Source organism: Bradyrhizobium sp. 14AA (genome assembly GCF_054185205.1).
This window is the reverse complement of record NZ_JAVAYM010000002.1, coordinates 265,638-283,351: the sequence shown is the minus strand read 5'-3', so window position 1 is coordinate 283,351 and position 17,714 is coordinate 265,638. Positions and strand designations below refer to the sequence as shown.

General features: G+C 61.7%; 18 protein-coding genes. 17 read left to right on the top strand and 1 reads right to left on the bottom strand.

Annotated elements, in window-relative coordinates; genetic code table 11:
• The first annotated feature begins 5 nt into the window (after positions 1-5).
• From RAD15_RS06360 to RAD15_RS06280, 17 genes are all read left to right on the top strand, one after another.
• Positions 6-893 (top strand): lytic transglycosylase domain-containing protein, encoded by an 888-nt coding sequence (locus RAD15_RS06360; RefSeq protein WP_458176062.1) that lies wholly within the window; start codon positions 6-8, stop codon positions 891-893.
• Positions 890-1,282, top strand: a complete 393-nt coding sequence (locus RAD15_RS06355) for a hypothetical protein (protein WP_458175521.1) — start codon at positions 890-892, stop codon at positions 1,280-1,282. Before RAD15_RS06360 ends, RAD15_RS06355 begins: the two co-directional genes overlap by 4 nt.
• Positions 1,279-3,042 carry a relaxase/mobilization nuclease domain-containing protein gene (locus tag RAD15_RS06350; RefSeq protein WP_458175519.1) on the top strand — a complete coding sequence of 588 codons (1,764 nt, stop codon included), beginning with the start codon at positions 1,279-1,281 and terminating at the stop codon, positions 3,040-3,042. The genes RAD15_RS06355 and RAD15_RS06350 overlap by 4 nt, the downstream gene beginning before the upstream one ends.
• Before the next feature lie 36 nt (positions 3,043-3,078).
• A complete protein-coding gene (locus RAD15_RS06345) occupies positions 3,079-5,067 on the top strand; it encodes a conjugal transfer protein TraG (RefSeq protein WP_458175517.1) in 1,989 nt (662 codons plus the stop codon).
• A gap of 6 nt (positions 5,068-5,073) precedes the next feature.
• Positions 5,074-5,499 (top strand): CopG family transcriptional regulator, encoded by a 426-nt coding sequence (locus RAD15_RS06340; RefSeq protein WP_458175515.1) that lies wholly within the window; start codon positions 5,074-5,076, stop codon positions 5,497-5,499.
• A 135-nt stretch (positions 5,500-5,634) separates the two neighbouring features.
• Positions 5,635-6,963: an MFS transporter gene (locus RAD15_RS06335; RefSeq protein WP_458175513.1), complete on the top strand. Its 1,329-nt coding sequence runs from the start codon at positions 5,635-5,637 to the stop codon at positions 6,961-6,963.
• Between the two features lie 218 nt (positions 6,964-7,181).
• Positions 7,182-8,096, top strand: a complete 915-nt coding sequence (gene trbB, locus RAD15_RS06330; protein ID WP_458175511.1) for a P-type conjugative transfer ATPase TrbB — start codon at positions 7,182-7,184, stop codon at positions 8,094-8,096.
• 1 nt (position 8,097) lies between these two features.
• On the top strand, positions 8,098-8,424 hold the full coding sequence (locus RAD15_RS06325; protein ID WP_458175509.1) for a TrbC/VirB2 family protein: 327 nt from the start codon (positions 8,098-8,100) through the stop codon (positions 8,422-8,424).
• Positions 8,424-8,687, top strand: a complete 264-nt coding sequence (locus RAD15_RS06320; protein ID WP_219685391.1) for a VirB3 family type IV secretion system protein — start codon at positions 8,424-8,426, stop codon at positions 8,685-8,687. The genes RAD15_RS06325 and RAD15_RS06320 overlap by 1 nt, the downstream gene beginning before the upstream one ends.
• Before the next feature lie 10 nt (positions 8,688-8,697).
• A complete protein-coding gene (trbE, locus tag RAD15_RS06315) occupies positions 8,698-11,139 on the top strand; it encodes a conjugal transfer protein TrbE (RefSeq protein ID WP_458175507.1) in 2,442 nt (813 codons plus the stop codon).
• Positions 11,136-11,864 carry a P-type conjugative transfer protein TrbJ gene (gene trbJ / locus RAD15_RS06310; protein ID WP_458175505.1) on the top strand — a complete coding sequence of 243 codons (729 nt, stop codon included), beginning with the start codon at positions 11,136-11,138 and terminating at the stop codon, positions 11,862-11,864. Before trbE ends, trbJ begins: the two co-directional genes overlap by 4 nt.
• Positions 11,864-12,235, top strand: a complete 372-nt coding sequence (gene trbK-alt, locus RAD15_RS06305) for a putative entry exclusion protein TrbK-alt (RefSeq protein WP_458175503.1) — start codon at positions 11,864-11,866, stop codon at positions 12,233-12,235. Before trbJ ends, trbK-alt begins: the two co-directional genes overlap by 1 nt.
• Complete coding sequence (trbL, locus tag RAD15_RS06300; RefSeq protein WP_458175501.1) at positions 12,232-13,461, top strand: P-type conjugative transfer protein TrbL; 1,230 nt, start codon at positions 12,232-12,234, stop codon at positions 13,459-13,461. Before trbK-alt ends, trbL begins: the two co-directional genes overlap by 4 nt.
• A gap of 97 nt (positions 13,462-13,558) precedes the next feature.
• Complete coding sequence (trbF, locus tag RAD15_RS06295; RefSeq protein WP_458175499.1) at positions 13,559-14,242, top strand: conjugal transfer protein TrbF; 684 nt, start codon at positions 13,559-13,561, stop codon at positions 14,240-14,242.
• Positions 14,239-15,273, top strand: a complete 1,035-nt coding sequence (gene trbG, locus RAD15_RS06290; protein ID WP_458175497.1) for a P-type conjugative transfer protein TrbG — start codon at positions 14,239-14,241, stop codon at positions 15,271-15,273. The genes trbF and trbG overlap by 4 nt, the downstream gene beginning before the upstream one ends.
• Positions 15,270-16,481: a TrbI/VirB10 family protein gene (locus tag RAD15_RS06285; RefSeq protein ID WP_458175495.1), complete on the top strand. Its 1,212-nt coding sequence runs from the start codon at positions 15,270-15,272 to the stop codon at positions 16,479-16,481. The genes trbG and RAD15_RS06285 overlap by 4 nt, the downstream gene beginning before the upstream one ends.
• A 2-nt stretch (positions 16,482-16,483) precedes the next feature.
• On the top strand, positions 16,484-16,729 hold the full coding sequence (locus RAD15_RS06280; RefSeq protein ID WP_458175493.1) for a DUF2274 domain-containing protein: 246 nt from the start codon (positions 16,484-16,486) through the stop codon (positions 16,727-16,729).
• Here the strand turns inward: RAD15_RS06280 and RAD15_RS06275 are convergent.
• On the bottom strand, positions 16,696-17,655 hold the full coding sequence (locus RAD15_RS06275; RefSeq protein ID WP_458175491.1) for a LysR family transcriptional regulator: 960 nt from the start codon (positions 17,653-17,655) through the stop codon (positions 16,696-16,698). The genes RAD15_RS06280 and RAD15_RS06275 overlap by 34 nt on opposite strands.
• Between the last annotated feature and the right edge of the window lie 59 nt (positions 17,656-17,714).

Genomic DNA, 17,714 nt, shown 5'->3' with positions numbered 1-17,714 from the left:
TGCGTATGCGACGTGTTCTCCTCGCCATTCCCTTGTTCGACCGGTTGCGGGATCGTTCCTCCGTCTCGATCGATGTCTGCAAGGCTGGCGCGCGGAGCGGCACTCCAGGACCGCCGAAGGGCTGGCGCGGACCAGCTTTGCCCTGGACGGGGGTGAGCACGGCGGCATGCTTGGGTCGGCCGGGCACGGGTGTTTGGGTTGTCGCTCCGCTGCTGCTCTTTTGCCCTGTGCCGCACGGGGCCGCCTTCGCCGAGAACGGAGCGTCCGCTGTTCGAGCGGTCACTCAAACGAGCAACCCATTTGCAGGTCTCGTCGATCAAGCCTCAAACCGCTTTTCAATTCCGGTGAATTGGATCGTTTCAGTCATCAGCATCGAGAGTGCTGGTGACGTGCACGCCAGATCGCCAAAAGGCGCAATGGGCCTGATGCAAATCATGCCGGCGACTTGGGCGGAACTTCGCGAGCGGTACAATCTCGGGAACGACCCCTACGACCCGCACGACAACATTCTGGCCGGCACGGCTTACTTGCGCGAACTGCTCGATCGGTATGGCTCGCCTGGCGTGTTTGCGGCGTACAACGCGGGACCATCTCGCTACGAAGAGCATCTCGCAGGCGGCTCTTTGCCAGAGGAGACGCGAGCATATGTCGCAAAGCTTGCAGATCGACTTGCCATCGACCTGCCGCCGAGGTGGTCATCCGGCGGACAGTCATCAGCAGCTACGACGCTATTTGTCACGCGATCCGATCTCATGGAAACGCGTGATCGGTTGCTGGCGCTCATGCCGTCGAGTGGTGTCACGACCGCAATCTCAGTGCACGAAACGTCGCGCCTGGTTCCCCGGCCAATTGGCATGTTCGTCCTTCGATCGGATTCGGGGTCATCGCAATGACCAAGTGTGCGGGTTCGCAAGCTGATGGCGTATGGGCGATGCCTTCGGCCCGCGCTCTACTCGTCGCTTCGCTCCTCACCGAGCCACCCTTCGGGTGTCTCGGCCCTTCGGGTGACGATCGCTATCGCAAGCGCTCGGAAGCATTGGGGGCTTCGCGAGTTGGCTGCGAAGTCGCGGCGGCTCTTTCGGAAACCGGCGACCGGGAATCCACGACGGCAGAACGGCGAGATAAAAGGGGCTCGCCGGTCGAACCGCAAGCCATTGGCATGGCTTGGGTTCTGGCGTGCCGGTCGGTCGGGGCGCGTGCCGCGCCTTGCATTTTGAGCAACGCCATCAAAGACATTTTCGGCACTGACGGCACCTTTGTGCTCTTCGAGGCCCGGCCATGACCGTACGCGACAGTGACCTGCGTGTTCGGCCTGGACGCATCCGCAGCACTCGAGCGCCGAAGCAAAAGAGCTTCATCAACCAGGTGCTGCGGGCGGCGAAGAAAGCAGGACACACCTCGGGTCAGGCCGTGGCCGGCAGACGTTCGGCGGCCTATGGGCGCTCGACGTTTGGCCGCGGCCGGCTCGCCTTTAGCCGCGCCAGATTGTTCAGCCCGACGCGGCGGGCTGTGGTGAAGGCGCGCGTGGTTCGTCACAAAGGGCGAGCCTTCCGTTCAGCACCGCTGACCGCCCACCTCTCATATCTGAAGCGCGACGGCGTGACCCGAAGTGGTGAGCGGGCCGAGATGTTCCATGCCGGTGGCGACCGCGCCGATAGCGGGGCGTTCGCAGAACGGTGCAAGGACGACCGGCATCATTTCCGGTTCATCATCTCGCCGGAGGACGCTGGCGAGATGACCGACCTGAAGGCCTTCACCCGCGACCTCGCCAGGCAGATGGAGACCGATCTCGGCACGCGGCTCGATTGGGTGGCCGTCGATCATTGGAATACCGACAACCCACACGTCCACCTTCTCGTTCGGGGCGTAGATAAGGACGGGGCGGACCTCGTGATCTCCCGCGACTACATCAGCCAGGGCCTGCGCTCACGCGCTGAGGAACTTGTCGCCATCGAACTGGGTCCGAAGCCGGAGCACGAGATTCGCAATTCGCTGGAGATGGAAGTCACGGCGGAACGATGGACACGGCTTGATCGGGAGATCCGGCTGGCGGCCGATGAGACCGGCTCTATCGATCTTCGCCCAGAGAATCCCGGCAAGTCCGATCCCGAGATCCGGCGCCTGATGGTCGGTCGTCTTCAACACCTGGAGAAGATGGGCCTTGCTGCCTCCGCCACACCAGGGGAGTGGATGGTCGGGCTCGAGGCCGAGCGCAGCTTGCGCGATCTCGGCATGCGCGGCGACATCATCAAGACCATGCACCGCGCCTTTACCGAGCGTGGGGAAGCGCGCGGCGTTGCCGACTTCGTCATTGAAGGTGGACCGCCGACGTCTCAGATTATCGGACGACTGGTTGACCGCGGATTGCATGACGAACTGACTGGCGAGGCTTACGCCTTGATCGACGGAACAGACGGACGAGCGCACCACGTGCGCTTTCGAGGGCTCGGATCTTTCGACCATGCACCGCCGGCCGGCGGAATCGTCGAAGTCCGACGCATCGGTCAAGTCGGCGATCCGCGGCCGACCGTGGTGCTGGCAATCCGCTCCGATCTCGATCTTGCCGAGCAGGTCGCCGCGAAGGGCGCGACCTGGCTTGACCACAGGCTGGTCGAACGCGACTCCATGCCGCTGGCCATGGGCGGATTCGGCCGCGAGACCCGTGACGCCATGGAAGCTCGTACCGAGCATCTGATCCAGCAGGGCCTGGCGCGGCGTCACGGCAACCGCATCATCCTGCAGCGCGACCTCCTGAACACATTGCGCAGACGCGAATTGGACGAGGTGGCCGCAAAAGTCTCGGCCGACACTGGCCTGCCTCATGTGAACGCCGCCTCTGGGGAGCATGTAGCGGGCACGTATCGCCAGCGGCTGACGCTCGCCTCGGGACGTTTCGCCATGATCGATAACGGTCTCGGATTCCAGCTCGTACCCTGGTCGCGCGAGCTCGAACAGAGGCTCGGCCAACACGTCACCGGTGTCGTGAAGGACGGCGGCGGCATCGAATGGGGCTTTGGTCGCAAGCGCGACCTCGGCCTCTAGCATTCTCTCTAATTCAGTTGCGGAAAGGCGTTCGGGATGTCCGGAACCAAGATCCTCTGGGGGCAGGTGATCGTTGTCGGCCTGATTGTTTTGCTGGCCATCTGGGGAGCAACCGAGTGGACGGCTTGGAGACTTGCCTGGCAACCGGAGCTTGGGCGGCCCTGGTTCGAACTGTCCGGCTTCAAGTTCTATTACCCACCGATCTTCTTCTGGTGGTGGTTCGTCTACGACGCCTATGCGCCGCAGGTCTTTGTCGAGGGCGCTTTCATCGCGGCGTCGGGGACCTTCGTTTCGATCGCCGTGGCGATCGGCATGTCGGTGCGGCGCGCGCGTGAGGCCAAGAACGTCGAGACCTATGGTTCGGCGCGCTGGGCTGGTGCGGAGGAGGTTCGAGCGGCCGGATTGCTCGGTTCGGATGGGGTGGTGCTCGGCAAGCTCGACCGCGACTACCTCCGCCACGACGGGCCGGAGCACGTCTTGTGTTTTGCGCCAACCCGGTCGGGAAAGGGCGTCGGTCTTGTCGTCCCCTCGCTGCTGACTTGGCCTGGCTCGGCCATCGTTCACGACATCAAGGGCGAAAACTGGCAACTGACCGCCGGCTTCCGCTCGCGGCATGGCCGCGTCCTGTTGTTCGACCCCACCAACCCGAAGTCCTCAGCCTACAATCCACTCCTCGAAGTCCGGCGCGGAGAATGGGAGGTTCGTGACGTCCAGAACGTGGCCGATGTCCTCGTCGACCCCGAAGGCTCGCTCGACAAGCGGAACCACTGGGAGAAGACCAGTCATTCGCTCCTGGTCGGCGCCATCCTCCACGTCCTCTATGCCGAGGCGGACAAGACCTTGGCTGGCGTGGCGGCCTTTCTGTCCGACCCGAAGCGGCCGATCGAGGCAACGCTAAAGGCGATGATGACCACGGCACACCTTGGCGAGCAGGGGGCTCATCCCGTGGTCGCATCGACCGCGCGCGAACTCCTCAACAAATCCGAGAATGAACGGTCCGGCGTCCTGTCCACCGCGATGTCGTTTCTTGGGCTCTACCGCGATCCCGTCGTCGCCCAGGCGACCTGTCGCTGCGACTGGCGGATTGCCGATCTGATCGCAGATAGCCGCCCGACGACGCTTTACCTCATGGTGCCACCGTCGGATATCTCGCGGACCAAGCCGCTGATCCGCCTGGTGCTGAACCAGATTGGCCGGCGTCTGACCGAGGATCTGCACGCCCGCGACCGCCGGCATCGCGTTCTGATGATGCTCGACGAATTCCCGGCGCTCGGACGGCTTGATTTCTTCGAGTCTGCGCTCGCCTTCATGGCGGGATATGGCATCAAGAGTTTCTTGATCGCGCAGTCGCTCAATCAGATCGAGAAGGCTTACGGGCCCAACAACGCCATTCTCGACAATTGCCACGTCCGCGTCAGCTTCGCGACCAATGACGAGCGGACGGCCAAGCGTGTGTCCGACGCGTTGGGTACGGCGACCGAAATGAGAGCGATGAAGAACTATGCCGGACACCGGTTGAACCCCTGGCTTGGTCACCTCATGGTCTCGCGACAGGAGACTGCCAGGCCGCTCTTGACCCCGGGCGAAGTCATGCAGCTTCCGCCGATGGACGAGATCGTCATGGTGGCGGGGACGGCGCCGATCCGTGCGAAGAAGGCCCGTTACTACGAGGATCGGCGATTCACCGAGCGGGTTTTGCCGCCGCCCGATCCGGCGAGCGCGGGCCGATCATCGCGAACGGACGGATGGTCTGCACTCGGGCCGCTGAAGCCGACGGCAGGTCCAACTGACACAGCTGCGGAGACCGAGGAGGACACGGCTAATAGCGGACTCCGTCGCGAGCCGGAACTCCCCGATCACGTCGCGATCGTCAAAGAAACAAACGAGCCGACGCCGGCAGAAGAATTTGCTGCCGTTCTAGATGATGACGAGGATGCGGTCCGTCAGACCCGGCTCATACGCCAACAGATGCGCGGCGTTGCCCGTCAAGTCGCCCTGGACCCGAATGACGGCATGGAGCTTTGAGGCAATATGCGCGACCGGATGAACGTCTATTTCCCGCCAGAGCTTCTGAAACAGATTTCGGACCTGGCCGATCACAAGAAGCTTTCCCGGTCTGCGATCGTGGAAGCGGCGGTTGCTTCATTTCTGTCACCGGACGGAGCGGACAGGCGGGAGGCAGCGTTCGCCCGGCGTCTCGATCGGTTGTCGCGTCAGATGCAGAGGCTGGAGCGAGACGTGGGTTTGACGGCCGAGACGTTGGCTTTGTTCATTCGTTTCTGGCTGACGATCACGCCGCCGCTACCCAATGAGGCGCAGGCGGCAGCGCAAGCAAAGGGTCGGGAGCGGTTTGAAGGATTTGTCGAGGCGCTCGGGCGCCGTTTGCAGAAGGGGCAAAGCTTTCTGCGCGAGATTCCAGAAGATATCCGCCGTGAGGAATCGGCCGAGGAAACCTGATTGAACCACGTGAAAAAACCGTTTCGCCGGCCTCTTCTTTTTCTTCGCTAGCCTACGCTCGCAGCGATTTCGCTGAACTGACGAAAAGTTGGTCGCGCTATCGGCTCGCACGAGCTGACAGCAAGAGGGGCCGGCATGCAGATCTCGGGGACATGGCGTCTCACCGCACGCGTCTTTCTCCCTTTTGCGGCTGGTTACTATCTTTCGTACCTGTTTCGAACGATCAACGCTTTGATCGCCAGTCATCTCAGTGCGGATACCGGGCTTGGGACTGCCGACCTCGGGTTGCTCACATCAGTTTATTTTCTTGTATTCGCGGCCGCTCAGATCCCGGTCGGTATATTGTTGGATCGATTTGGTCCGCGTCGCGTCCAGAGTGTTCTGCTGTTGCTTGCCGCAGCGGGCGCCGGCCTCTTCGCGATATCGACTGACTTCCTGTCGCTTTTGATCGCGCGTGCAATGATCGGGCTTGGCGTGGCGGCGGCGTTGACCGCAGGACTGAAGTCGATCGTCCTTTGGTTCCCCAGGGAGCGTGTCGCCTTGCTGAACGGCTACATGGTCATGCTGGGATCGTTAGGAGCCGTGACTGCTACGGTCCCCCTCGAACACCTGCTCGCCTGGATGGCCTGGCGGCAACTCTTTGAGGTCCTGGCGGCCGCTACCGGTGCGACGGCCATTCTCATCTATGCTATCGTGCCTGAGCGCGGCATTGTCCCATCAACAGCGCGCGTCAACTTAGGCTCCGTTTTCGGCGATCGGCGTTTCTGGCGAATGGCCCCGTTGTCGGCGACTTGCGTTGGATCGTCCTGGTCCCTGCAGGGATTGTGGGCATCGCCCTGGCTGAGAGACGTCGAGGGGCTTGATCGCGCAAGTCTCGTCAGACAGCTTTTCATAATGTCCGTCGTACTGAGCGGCGGTGCCTGGTTGTTTGGTATGGCCGTCCACCACATCAAGCGAAGGGGAATCGGCGCGGAGACGATATTAACGATCGTCGCAGTCTTGTTTGTCGCAGCCGAGCTGGCCTTGATCCTGCGAGCGCCTCTGCCGTCCATTTTGCCCTGGTCCGTTGTCGCAATTGCAGGAACGGCGACCGTGGTCAGTTTTGCGGTAATAGCGGATTACTTTCCCCCTGAGCTTGCGGGTCGTGCCAATGGCGCCTTGAACGTCTTGCACTTTGGCTGGGCCTTTCTGGCACAATCCGCAACAGGCCTGATCCTGGAGCAATGGTCTGCGAATGATGGCCATCGGTCCGTCCCAGCCTATCAGGTCGCGTTCGGTCTAAACGTAGCACTGCAGATCACGGCGTTGGTATGGTTCGCGTTGCCTTGGCGCCATTCCGTTGCTCCATGGATAAGTTCACTTCCCTTCTTCATGCCGGCAAGTGACTCCGATGCTGTCGAGCCCGTCGGCGTGTATGAGAACTCGGTCATACTGGTACCCGCGGATGAAGATGTGGAGTGGTGAGCGGTAGCTCGTCGACTGACTAAGCCTCAAACATCAGTTCTCAGTCTTTCTTTTTCTACGCCAGTCTACGATCACTGAAGCCGCTTGTTGCGCCAAGCCCATCGGTGCCTTTTCTAATCATCCCCATATGAGGACGCTCGTTGGACGTCCTCATTCGGTGGGGGCGAACGGTGGCAATCCATTCCATTCGATCGGAAGCGAGTTCGCGAGGCGCGCGAATGCTGCGCAGCGCGCTTGGCTCTGCGATTGCCGGCTACCTCGAAGACGAAGCGATCATCGAGGTGATGCTCAATCCGGATGGGCGGTTGTGGATCGACCGGTTGTCGAGTGGCCTGATCGACACAGGCGAAACATTGTCGGCGGCGGACGGCGAGCGCATTGTTCGTCTGGTAGCGCACCACGTAGGTGCGGAGGTGCATGCCGGCTCGCCGCGGGTCTCGGCCGAATTGCCTGGAACCGGCGAGCGCTTCGAAGGTCTGTTGCCTCCGATCGTTGCGGCACCAGCCTTTGCGATCCGCAAGCCCGCTGTCGCCGTGTTTACGCTCGACGACTACGTCGGCAGGGGGATCATGACCTCGGAGCAGGCCAAGATCCTGCAGAACGCGGTCGCCGCACGGAAGAACATTCTGGTTGCCGGCGGGACATCGACCGGCAAGACAACATTGACGAATGCGCTCCTGGCCGAGGTGGCAAAGAGCTCCGATCGGGTCGTGCTGATCGAAGACACGCGCGAGCTTCAGTGCAAGGCTCCCAATCTTGTGGCGCTGCGGACCAAAGACGGCGTGGCCACACTATCGGACCTCGTCCGCTCCTCGCTGCGCCTACGACCTGATCGCATCCCGATTGGCGAGGTCCGCGGTGCCGAAGCCCTCGATTTGCTCAAGGCCTGGGGCACCGGCCATCCCGGCGGCATCGGCACCATTCATGCGGGCACCGCACTCGGCGCGCTACGGCGGCTCGAGCAACTCATCCAGGAAGCCGTCATCACGGTTCCGCGCGCCCTGATCGCGGAGACCATCAACCTCGTTGCTGTGCTTGCGGGGCGCGGCGGTAACCGTCGCCTCGCTGAGCTCGCCATCGTCACCGGGCTCGGGGCCGCCGGTGACTACAACCTTTCATCAGCAGGAGACTGACATGCGTCAGCAATTTCGTTTTCGTCGAGAGGCCGCTTCACTGGCCACGTCCGGGCTGGTTCTTTTGACGTCAGCACCGGCATGGGCGGCCGGCTCGAACATGCCGTGGGAGCAGCCACTCAATCAGATCTTGCAGTCGGTTGAAGGTCCGGTCGCCAAGATTATCGCCGTCATCATCATCGTGGTGACCGGGCTCACGCTCGCGTTCGGGGACTCGTCAGGCGGCTTCCGCAGGCTGATCCAGATCGTGTTCGGTCTGTCGATCGCGTTTGCCGCCTCGAGCTTCTTCCTGTCGTTCTTCTCCTTCGGCGGCGGCGTGGTGATCTGATGGACGAGCCGGTCGCAGGATTTGTCGTGCCGGTTCACCGCGCGCTCACCGAGCCGATTCTGATGGGCGGCGCGCCGCGGTCCGTCGCGATCGTGAACGGCACGCTTGCCGCGGCCCTTGGACTTGGATTGCGGCTCTGGATCGCGGGTCTCGTCCTCTGGTTTATCGGCCACATGGCCGCCGTCTGGGCTGCCAAGCGCGATCCCGCCTTCGTCGATGTGGTGCGCCGACATCTGCGCATTCCCGGTCATCTCAATCTCTGAGTTTTCGGTCATGATGAACCTTGCCGAATATCGCCATTCCGACGCTCGTCTTGCCGACTTTCTGCCTTGGGCAGCCCTGGTCGACGAAGGAATCATCCTCAACAAGGATGGCTCGTTCCAACGGACGGCAAAATTCCGGGGACCTGACCTTGATAGCGCGGTACCGGCTGAACTTGTCGCCGTCGCCGGTCGTCTGAACAACGCTTTGCGCCGCCTGGGATCAGGCTGGGCCGTGTTCGTTGAGGCGCAGCGTCACTTTGCGGGGGCGTATCCGCCTAACTCCTTTCCGGACGTCGCGTCCGCGCTGGTCGACGCGGAACGCAGGGCTCAGTTCGAAGAGGCGGGTGCCCATTACGAGTCTAGCTACTTCCTGACCTTCCTCTATCTGCCTCCGGAGGAGGGAGCGGCGAGGGCAGAGCGACTGCTTTACGAGGGTCGTGATCGTACCGCTGGAGCCGACGCGCGCGAGGTGCTGCGCGGGTTTGTCGACCAAACCAACCGCGTGCTCGGCCTCCTTGAAGGGTTCATGCCGGAATGCGCCTGGCTCGATGATCAGGACACGCTGACTTATCTGCATTCGACGATCTCGACCAAGCGTCATCGCGTGCGGGTGCCCGAGATTCCCATGTACATCGATGCGCTGTTGGCCGACCAGCCGCTGACCGGCGGGCTTGAGCCGATGCTGGGTTCTGCCAATCTTCGGGTCCTGACGATTATCGGCTTTCCGGGCGCCACGACCCCGGGGATCCTGGACGATCTAAATCGCTTGCCATTCTCGTATCGTTGGTCGACCCGGGCGATCATGCTCGACAAGACCGACGCCACCAAGCTGCTGACCAAGATTCGGCGGCAGTGGTTCGCCAAGCGAAAGTCGATTGGCGCCATTCTCAAGGAGGTCATGACGAACGAGGCGTCGACGCTGCTCGATACCGACGCCCACAACAAGGCGCTTGATGCCGACGCGGCGTTGCAGGAACTGGGGTCGGACCAGATTGGACACGCTTTTGTCACGGCGACCGTTACCGTCTGGGACCGCGATCCCAACGCTGCCGATGAAAAACTCCGCTTGGTCGAGAAGGTCATTCAGGGCCGCGATTTCACCTGCATGATCGAGACGGTGAACGCAGTGGAAGCCTGGCTCGGCAGTCTGCCCGGGCATGCCTATGCGAATGTGCGGCAGCCTCCGATTTCGACTCTTAACCTCGCCCACATGATTCCAATGTCGGCCGTGTGGGCGGGCGAGGCGAGGGACCTCCACTTCAAAGGCCCGCCTCTGCTGTTCGGCAAGACCGAGGGTTCAACGCCGTTCCGATTCTCAGTCCACGTCGGCGATGTCGGTCATACCCTCGTGGTGGGACCGACCGGCGCCGGCAAATCCGTGTTGCTGGCTCTGATGGCGTTGCAATTCCGCCGTTATCCGAACTCACAGGTCTTCGCGTTTGACTTCGGCGGTTCGATCCGGGCGGGCGCCCTCGCCATGGGCGGTGATTGGCATGATCTCGGTGGCGCATTGTCAGACGGAGGTGAACAACCCGTCGCCCTGCAGCCGCTGGCCTGGATTGATGATCCTTCCGAGCGCGGATGGGCGACCGAATGGATCGGCGCGATCCTGGCACGGGAAAAGGTCGAGATCACCCCGGAGGTCAAGGATCATCTGTGGTCGGCGCTGACATCTCTCGCTTCGGCGCCGAGGGAGGAGCGCACCCTCACGGGTCTTTCAGTCCTGCTCCAATCAAACTCTCTGAAACGCGCCTTGCAACCATATTGCCTCGGTGGTCCTTCCGGGCGCTTGCTTGATGCAGAATTCGAGCGTCTTGGCGAGGCGTCGGTCCAGGCCTTTGAGACCGAAGGCTTGATCGGAACGAGTGCTGCGCCGGCCGTGCTGGCGTATCTCTTCCATCGTATTGGTGATCATCTCGATGGCCGGCCGACACTCTTGATTGTCGATGAGGGTTGGCTTGCGCTCGATGACGAGGATTTCGCCGGTCAACTCCGGGAATGGCTGAAGACGCTTCGGAAGAAGAACGCGTCGGTCATCTTCGCCACCCAGTCGCTTTCTGACATCGATGGCTCCACGATAGCACCAGCGATCATCGAAAGCTGCCCAACGCGCCTGTTGCTGCCGAACGAACGGGCGATCGAACCGCAAATAACCGCCATCTACCGCCGCTTCGGACTCAACGATCGCCAAATCGAACTTCTGAGCCGGGCAACGCCAAAGCGCGACTACTATTGCCAGTCGCGTCGGGGCAACCGGATGTTCGAACTTGGGCTTGGTGAGGTCGCACTCGCCTTTACCGCAGCCTCTTCCAAGACAGACCAGGCAGCCATCACGCAACTTATCGCCGAACATGGACCTGACGGCTTCGTGCCTGCCTGGCTCCAGCACCGTGGCGTCGCCTGGGCGACAGATCTCATCCCCAATCTCGCCAATCTGGAGAAATCGCTATGAGACCCCTTGGCCTATTGGCGACCACGGCCGCCTTCGCGCTGTTGCTTGGCGCCACAGTGCCCGCACGGGCGCTGATCGTCTTCGATCCCACCAACTACGTTCAGAACGTCCTGACTGCCGCGCGGGAACTCCAGCAGATCAACAATCAGATCACCTCGTTGCAGAACGAGGCGCAGATGTTGATCAACCAGGCGAAGAACCTGACAAACCTGCCGTATTCGTCGCTGCAGCAACTGCAATCATCGATCCAGCGGACCCAGCAATTGCTGGCCCAGGCCCAGCGCATTGCCTACGACGTGCAGCAGATCGATCATGCCTTCTCGACGAGCTACGCGCCGGCCGCTGGCAACCAATCCAGCCAGTTGCTGGTCACCAACGCTCAGTCGAGGTGGCAAAATGCTTACGCGGCAACGCAAGACGCGCTTCGCGTCCAGGCGGGCATCGTTGGCAACCTCGACACTAACCGCATCCAGACGTCCGCACTCGTAACGTCGAGCCAGAGTGCCAGTGGCGCCCTGCAGGCAACTCAGGCCGGCAACCAGATCCTTGCGTTGAACGCGCAGCAGCTCGCCGACCTCACCGCTGTCATGACGGCGCAGGGCAGGGCGCAGAGCCTTGAAGCCGCTCAGCGCGCCTCGGCCCAGGATCAAGGACGAGAGCAGCTTCGGCGGTTCCTGATGCCAGGACAGGGCTATCAATCCTCCAACGTACAGATGTTCCACTAATGACCGACGTAAAGGCATTCAAGGCGCTGTCGCTGCTTACGACAATCGGCCTGGTGGCCGTCGCTGCCTGCACGATTCAGCTGCGTGGCGGGAACGAATCTCCGCCGGCACCGAAGGCGGAGCAGACGACCGATGCAGCCGCCTCCGATCTCGCACGCTGCCGCGGTGTCACTCCGGTGGAAACAGCGGATTATCGGCATTGCAAGCGCGTTTGGGACGAAAACCGTCGTCGCTTCTTCGGCAAGATAGGTAGTGCCGCAGCTCCTGGCCATGACGATTCCGCAGGAGGCGTTGCGCTCGCTCCAAAGGACCAAAGCCGGATTCCGCAGGGATATCCGAACCTGGCGGCGCCTGAGGCGAGCAAGCCATGACGGGTACGGGGATCATTGACCAGTTTCTGGAAACGTTCACGCGATATATCGACAACGGTTTTGGGCTGCTCGGTAGCGATGTCGGATACCTCGCAACGACCCTTGCCGCGGTCGACATTACGCTCGCCGCGTTGTTCTGGAGTTGGGGGCCAGACGAAGACATCATCGCGCGCCTCGTCAAGAAGACGCTCTTCGTGGGGGTCTTCGCCTACCTCATCGGCAACTGGAACAGCCTGGCGCGCATCGTCTTCGAGAGCTTTGCCGGCCTCGGGCTGAAAGCATCGGGCGCAAGCCTGTCCGCATCCGATTTCCTGAGACCTGGAAAGATCGCCCAAGTCGGTCTCGACGCCGGCCGACCGCTGCTCGATTCGATCTCCAACCTGATGGGCTACATCAGCTTCTTCGAGAATTTCGTCCAGATTGTCGTCCTTCTGTTCGCTTGGATCGTGGTGCTGCTTGCCTTCTTCATTCTGGCGATCCAGCTCTTCGTTACACTGATCGAGTTCAAGCTCACCACGCTGGCCGGCTTTGTGCTCATCCCATTTGGCCTGCTTGGCAAGACCGCCTTCGCGGCCGAGCGGGTGTTGGGCAACGTCATTTCTTCAGGGATCAAGGTCCTAGTCCTTGCCGTCATCGTCGGCATCGGCTCGACCCTGTTCTCGCAGTTCACCACTGGCTTCGGCGGCGCACAGCCGACCATTGAAGATGCGATGACGCTGGTGCTCGCGGCGCTCTCTTTGCTGGGTCTCGGTATCTTCGGTCCGGGTATCGCAAACGGCCTTGTGTCAGGCGGACCGCAGCTCGGTGCCGGTGCCACGGTTGGAACAGGCCTTGCAGCCGGTGGCATTGTTGCGGCAGGCGCGGGTCTTGCCGCTGGCGGTGCTGGTCTCGCTGGCGGCGCGATTGCGGGCGCCGCGCGTAGTGGCAGCGCTGCCATGAGCGGAGCATCCGCCGCCTACCGGAGCGGCGGCCTTGGCGGCGTCGCGGAGGCCGGTGCTTCCGCTGCGATGAGCCCGTTGCGTCGTGCAGCGGCTTCGCTCGGCGGAGGTGAGAACGCCGGCGCGCAGGCCGCGAGCACTTCAGCCGAAGGGCAGCCCGATTGGGCTCGGCGCATGAAGCGCGCCGAGACTATTCGGCACGGTGCGTCGGCAGCCGGCCACGCGGTCCGCTCAGGCGATTACGGTGGCAGCGGCTCTTCCGTCGATTTGTCTGAAGGAGAGCGCTGACGCAGCCATTGCAGCTTCGCCGCCCGCTGCGCGGGTTACTGAAAGGCGGACACCGCACGACTCGAAAACGATCACTTGATCTCAGGGACAACTATCGATGTTCAAACGACCATCAGTACACTACGGGCGCATGCCCGAGCCGATCACGCCTTATCAAAAGGCAGCGCAGGTTTGGGACGAGCGCATCGGATCTGCCCGCGTGCAGGCCAAGAACTGGCGCCTGATGGCGTTCGGTTGCTTAATGCTGTCAGCCGGACTCGCTTGTGGCCTTGTCTGGCAATCGAGCCAAGGCTCGATCACGCCGTGGGTGGTTGAAGTGGACCATCTCGGCCAGGCCCAAAGGGTCGCGCCGGCCAACATTGACTATCAACCGACTGATGCGCAGATCGCCTACCATCTGGCGCGCTTTATCGAGGATGTCAGAGGCCTACCAGCCGACGGCATCGTTCTGCGTCAAAACTGGCTCCGGGCCTATGATTTCACGACCGATCGCGGCGCCGCTGCGCTCAACGATTACGCGCGCAACAACGACCCCTTTGCCAAGCTGGGCAAGTTGCAAATTTCCGTCGACGTCTCGAGCGTCATTCGCGCGTCGTCAGAGAGCTTTCGCGTCGCGTGGACCCAGCGCGTCTACGACAACGGCGCGTTGAGCTCGACTGAGCGCTGGACTGCCATTCTCTCGATCGTGATCGAGACACCCCGCGATGCCGAGCGCCTGCGCAAGAATCCCCTTGGCGTCTACGTCCGGGCCATTAACTGGTCAAAGGAGTTGAGTCAGTGACCAAGACGCCGTCTGACGTTCATTCGAAACGTTCCTTTCAGCAAAGCAGGCTCAATCGGGCTTGGTCGGGGTGCGCCAACTCGAAGCGAGCGGCTCTGTTTGGTCTCCTGCTTGGTTCGTCGGCGCTCGGCGGCTGCGCGACCTACGTACCGCCGGAGATCAGCTATGACGCGAAGGTCCCGCCGCTGCCAGCGGCTCCAGCGGCGCTGGACGACAGGTCGCGGCCGCTTCACGTTCCACCGCTCTGGAAGCCAACTCTCGGCGGCAAATCGGCCGGGAAGGAAGAGCCCGAACCCGTGAGCCGGGTTGAGACGGCTAACAGTGCCGCCAGGGTCGAGCCGCGCAAACGCGGGTATTTCAATGCGGCGCAGATCTACGCTTACAGCCCCGGTGCGCTCTATCAGGTTTATGCCGCACCCGGACAGATCACGGATATCGCACTCGAGGAAGGAGAGCAGTTGACGGGATCGGGGCCGATCGCGGCCGGAGATACCGTACGATGGGTCGTGGGCGATACCGAAAGCGGGAACGGCGACACGCGCCGCGTCCATATCCTGGTCAAGCCGACGCGCGCGTCGATCGAGACCAATCTTATCGTCAATACCGATCGGCGTACCTACCTGATTGAGCTCCGCTCCCGCGAGCGGCCATACATGCCATCTGTTGCCTGGTACTATTCGGAAACAGCGCGCGAACAGTCGCGTTCGGTCGCTCTGAAGCCCATTCTTCCGGACCCGACGCAGCGCATGTCCCGCTATGCCATCGAAGGGGATAGTCCTCCCTGGCGGCCGCTTGCTGCATATGACGACGGCCGAAAGGTCTATGTTGAATTCCCGCAAGGTATTGTGCAGGGCGAGATGCCTCCGCTCTTCGTCATCGGTCCACATGGCAAGACCGAACTCGTCAACTATCGCGCCTACGGCAACGTGCTGATCGTCGATCGGCTGTTTGCAGCCGCCGAACTCCGGCTCGGCGGTGAGCACCAGCAGAAGGTCCGTATTGTCAGGACCGACGGGAGGCCTTCGTCATGAACACCCGGAATGGAAACGATCACGAGCAAGCAGTTCCGCCGGAGACGCAAGGGGAGCAGTCCGAAAGCTTCCGCTTGAGAGCGGAGCATCCGCGCGTGACACGGTTGTCGCGGAAGGTCCTGGCCGGCGGGAGCGCGGCTGCCCTGCTTGTCATCGGCGGAGCAGTGCTGTGGTCGCTGCAGAACAATCGCTCCCGTAATCAGGCGGCCGATGAGCTTTACAGTACCGACCATCACAATGTTGCCGATGGCATCACGACGCTGCCGAAGGACTATGCTGGCGTTCCGCGCCAGGCAGTTCCGCAGCTAGGTCCGCCGCTTCCCGGCGACCTCGGCCGACCGATCCTTGCCGCTCAAGGCCAGTTGCCGACGAACGGCGTTGATGCGGACCAGCAGCGGCGGAATCAAGAGACCGAAGCAGCCCGCATCAGCCATCTGTTCGCTTCGACCAATGGACGAGAAATGCGCCCGTCCGCCGCTGTGGCTGTTGGAAGCGAGCGCACCGCGCCGTCGGGCGCAACGAGCACCGGCGGCGATGGATCTGCGCAAAACGCTCAGGACCGCAACCTTGCGTTCGTAAGCGCTTCTGTGGACCGTCGCACGGTAAGCCCTGACCGCGTCACCAAGCCCGCTTCACCCTACATCGTGCAAGCTGGAACGGTGATTCCTGGAGCGCTGATAACTGGGATCCGTTCGGACCTGCCAGGGCAAGTCACCGCGCAGGTCACCGAGAATGTGTTCGACTCGCCGACCGGCCGCTTTCTTCTTGTGCCTCAGGGGGCGCGCCTGATCGGTATTTACGATAGCCAGGTCACGTTCGGCCAGTCTCGTGTCCTGCTCGTCTGGACACGACTGATCATGCCGAATGGACGTTCAATCGTTCTTGAGCGGCAGCCTGGCGCTGATACCGCTGGGTATGCGGGCCTGGAAGACCAGGTCGACAATCACTGGGGCGAACTGTTCAAGGCTGCGGCACTGTCGACATTTTTGGCCGTCGGGACGGAACTCGGTGCCGGCTCCGACACCAACAGCAACGATAGCGCCATCATCCAAGCATTGCGGCACGGTGCCTCGGACTCTCTGAACCAGACCGGACAGCAGGTAGTTCGGCGCAGTCTCAACATCCAGCCCACTTTGACCGTACGACCTGGTTTTCCGGTTCGTGTTCTCGTCAATCGTGATCTCATACTAGCGCCTTACGGAGGATAGGGATGTCCAAGCTGAGAATAGGCGCACTGCCTGATGACAAGCCGGTCAAGGTCACCATTGAGCTCCCAGCGTCAGTGCATCGGGATCTCGTCGCCTATGCGGATGCTTTGGCACGCGAAAGTGGGCAGCGCATCGAGCCGGCGAAGCTGATCCCGCCAATGCTGGCGCGCTTTATGGCCACCGACCGCGGCTTTGCAAAGGCGCGACGAACCAATCATTCCTCTGGACCAGGCGGAGGTGAGGGATAGCGTTCTGCCAAGAGGCTAAGAAAGCGCTTCAGAACCGGATTATCATTGTCTTCGCGCCAATGCGCGTGGAAGTCCAACCGGCATGGCCCCGTGCCGTCCTGTAGTTCTCGATACACAAGGCCGGCAAAGCTTGCTCCAATGTCCGACTCCATCACGAGGCTGAGTCCCATGCCCATGCTTATCAGGCTCTTGATGATGCCCCGGCTAACATCGTGGCGTTCGATTCTGGGACGGTCCTCTGGCAGTACGAGCTTCGAGATCAGGAGCTCCTCAAGCTCTCTTCCAGGATCATATTGGCTTAAGAGAATCGTTTCCTTGCGCAGGTCGGTCCAGTAGACAATGTCGCGTCCAGCCAGGCGGTGATCCTGAGGCAGCGAGACCAGGATGCGTTCGCTCCAAAGCGTTTGTGCTTTGGTGTCCTTTGTAACCAGACGTCCGGGGCTGACAACCACATCGAGGGTCCCGCTGCGAAGGGCGCTCATCAGACGAATGCGAGAGCGCTCCATCGTTGCCAATTCGATCTGCGGGAAGCGCTTCCTAAACTCTCCTAAGGTGGCGCGCAAATTCCCGGTTGAAATCGATGTGCAAAAGCCTAGCGCAAGGTGACCTGAGTCGCCGCGACCACTGGACCGTCCCGCGTCGACAAGAGTATCGACCTGTTCCAGAATAAGTCGCGCAATTCGTAGAACTGCCCGGCCGGCCAGAGTTGGCTTGATTCCTCCCGTTGAGCGCTCAAAGAGTGAAGTGCCCACGAGATATTCGAGCTGACCGATGGAGCGGCTGAACACGGTATGCTTGATCGAAAGTGCTTCCGCGGCTCGCCGGAAGCTGCCGTAGTCACAAGCGACAACCGCCAACCGAAGCTGTTGCAAGTCAATAGCTCTCGCTGCGTTAAATCGATCGTTCCTAATGTCAGTTTCCGTCATCATCGTAGCTCGGTAGCAACTGTAGGACACGATGTCCCGCTCTGGGCGAGGACACCGAT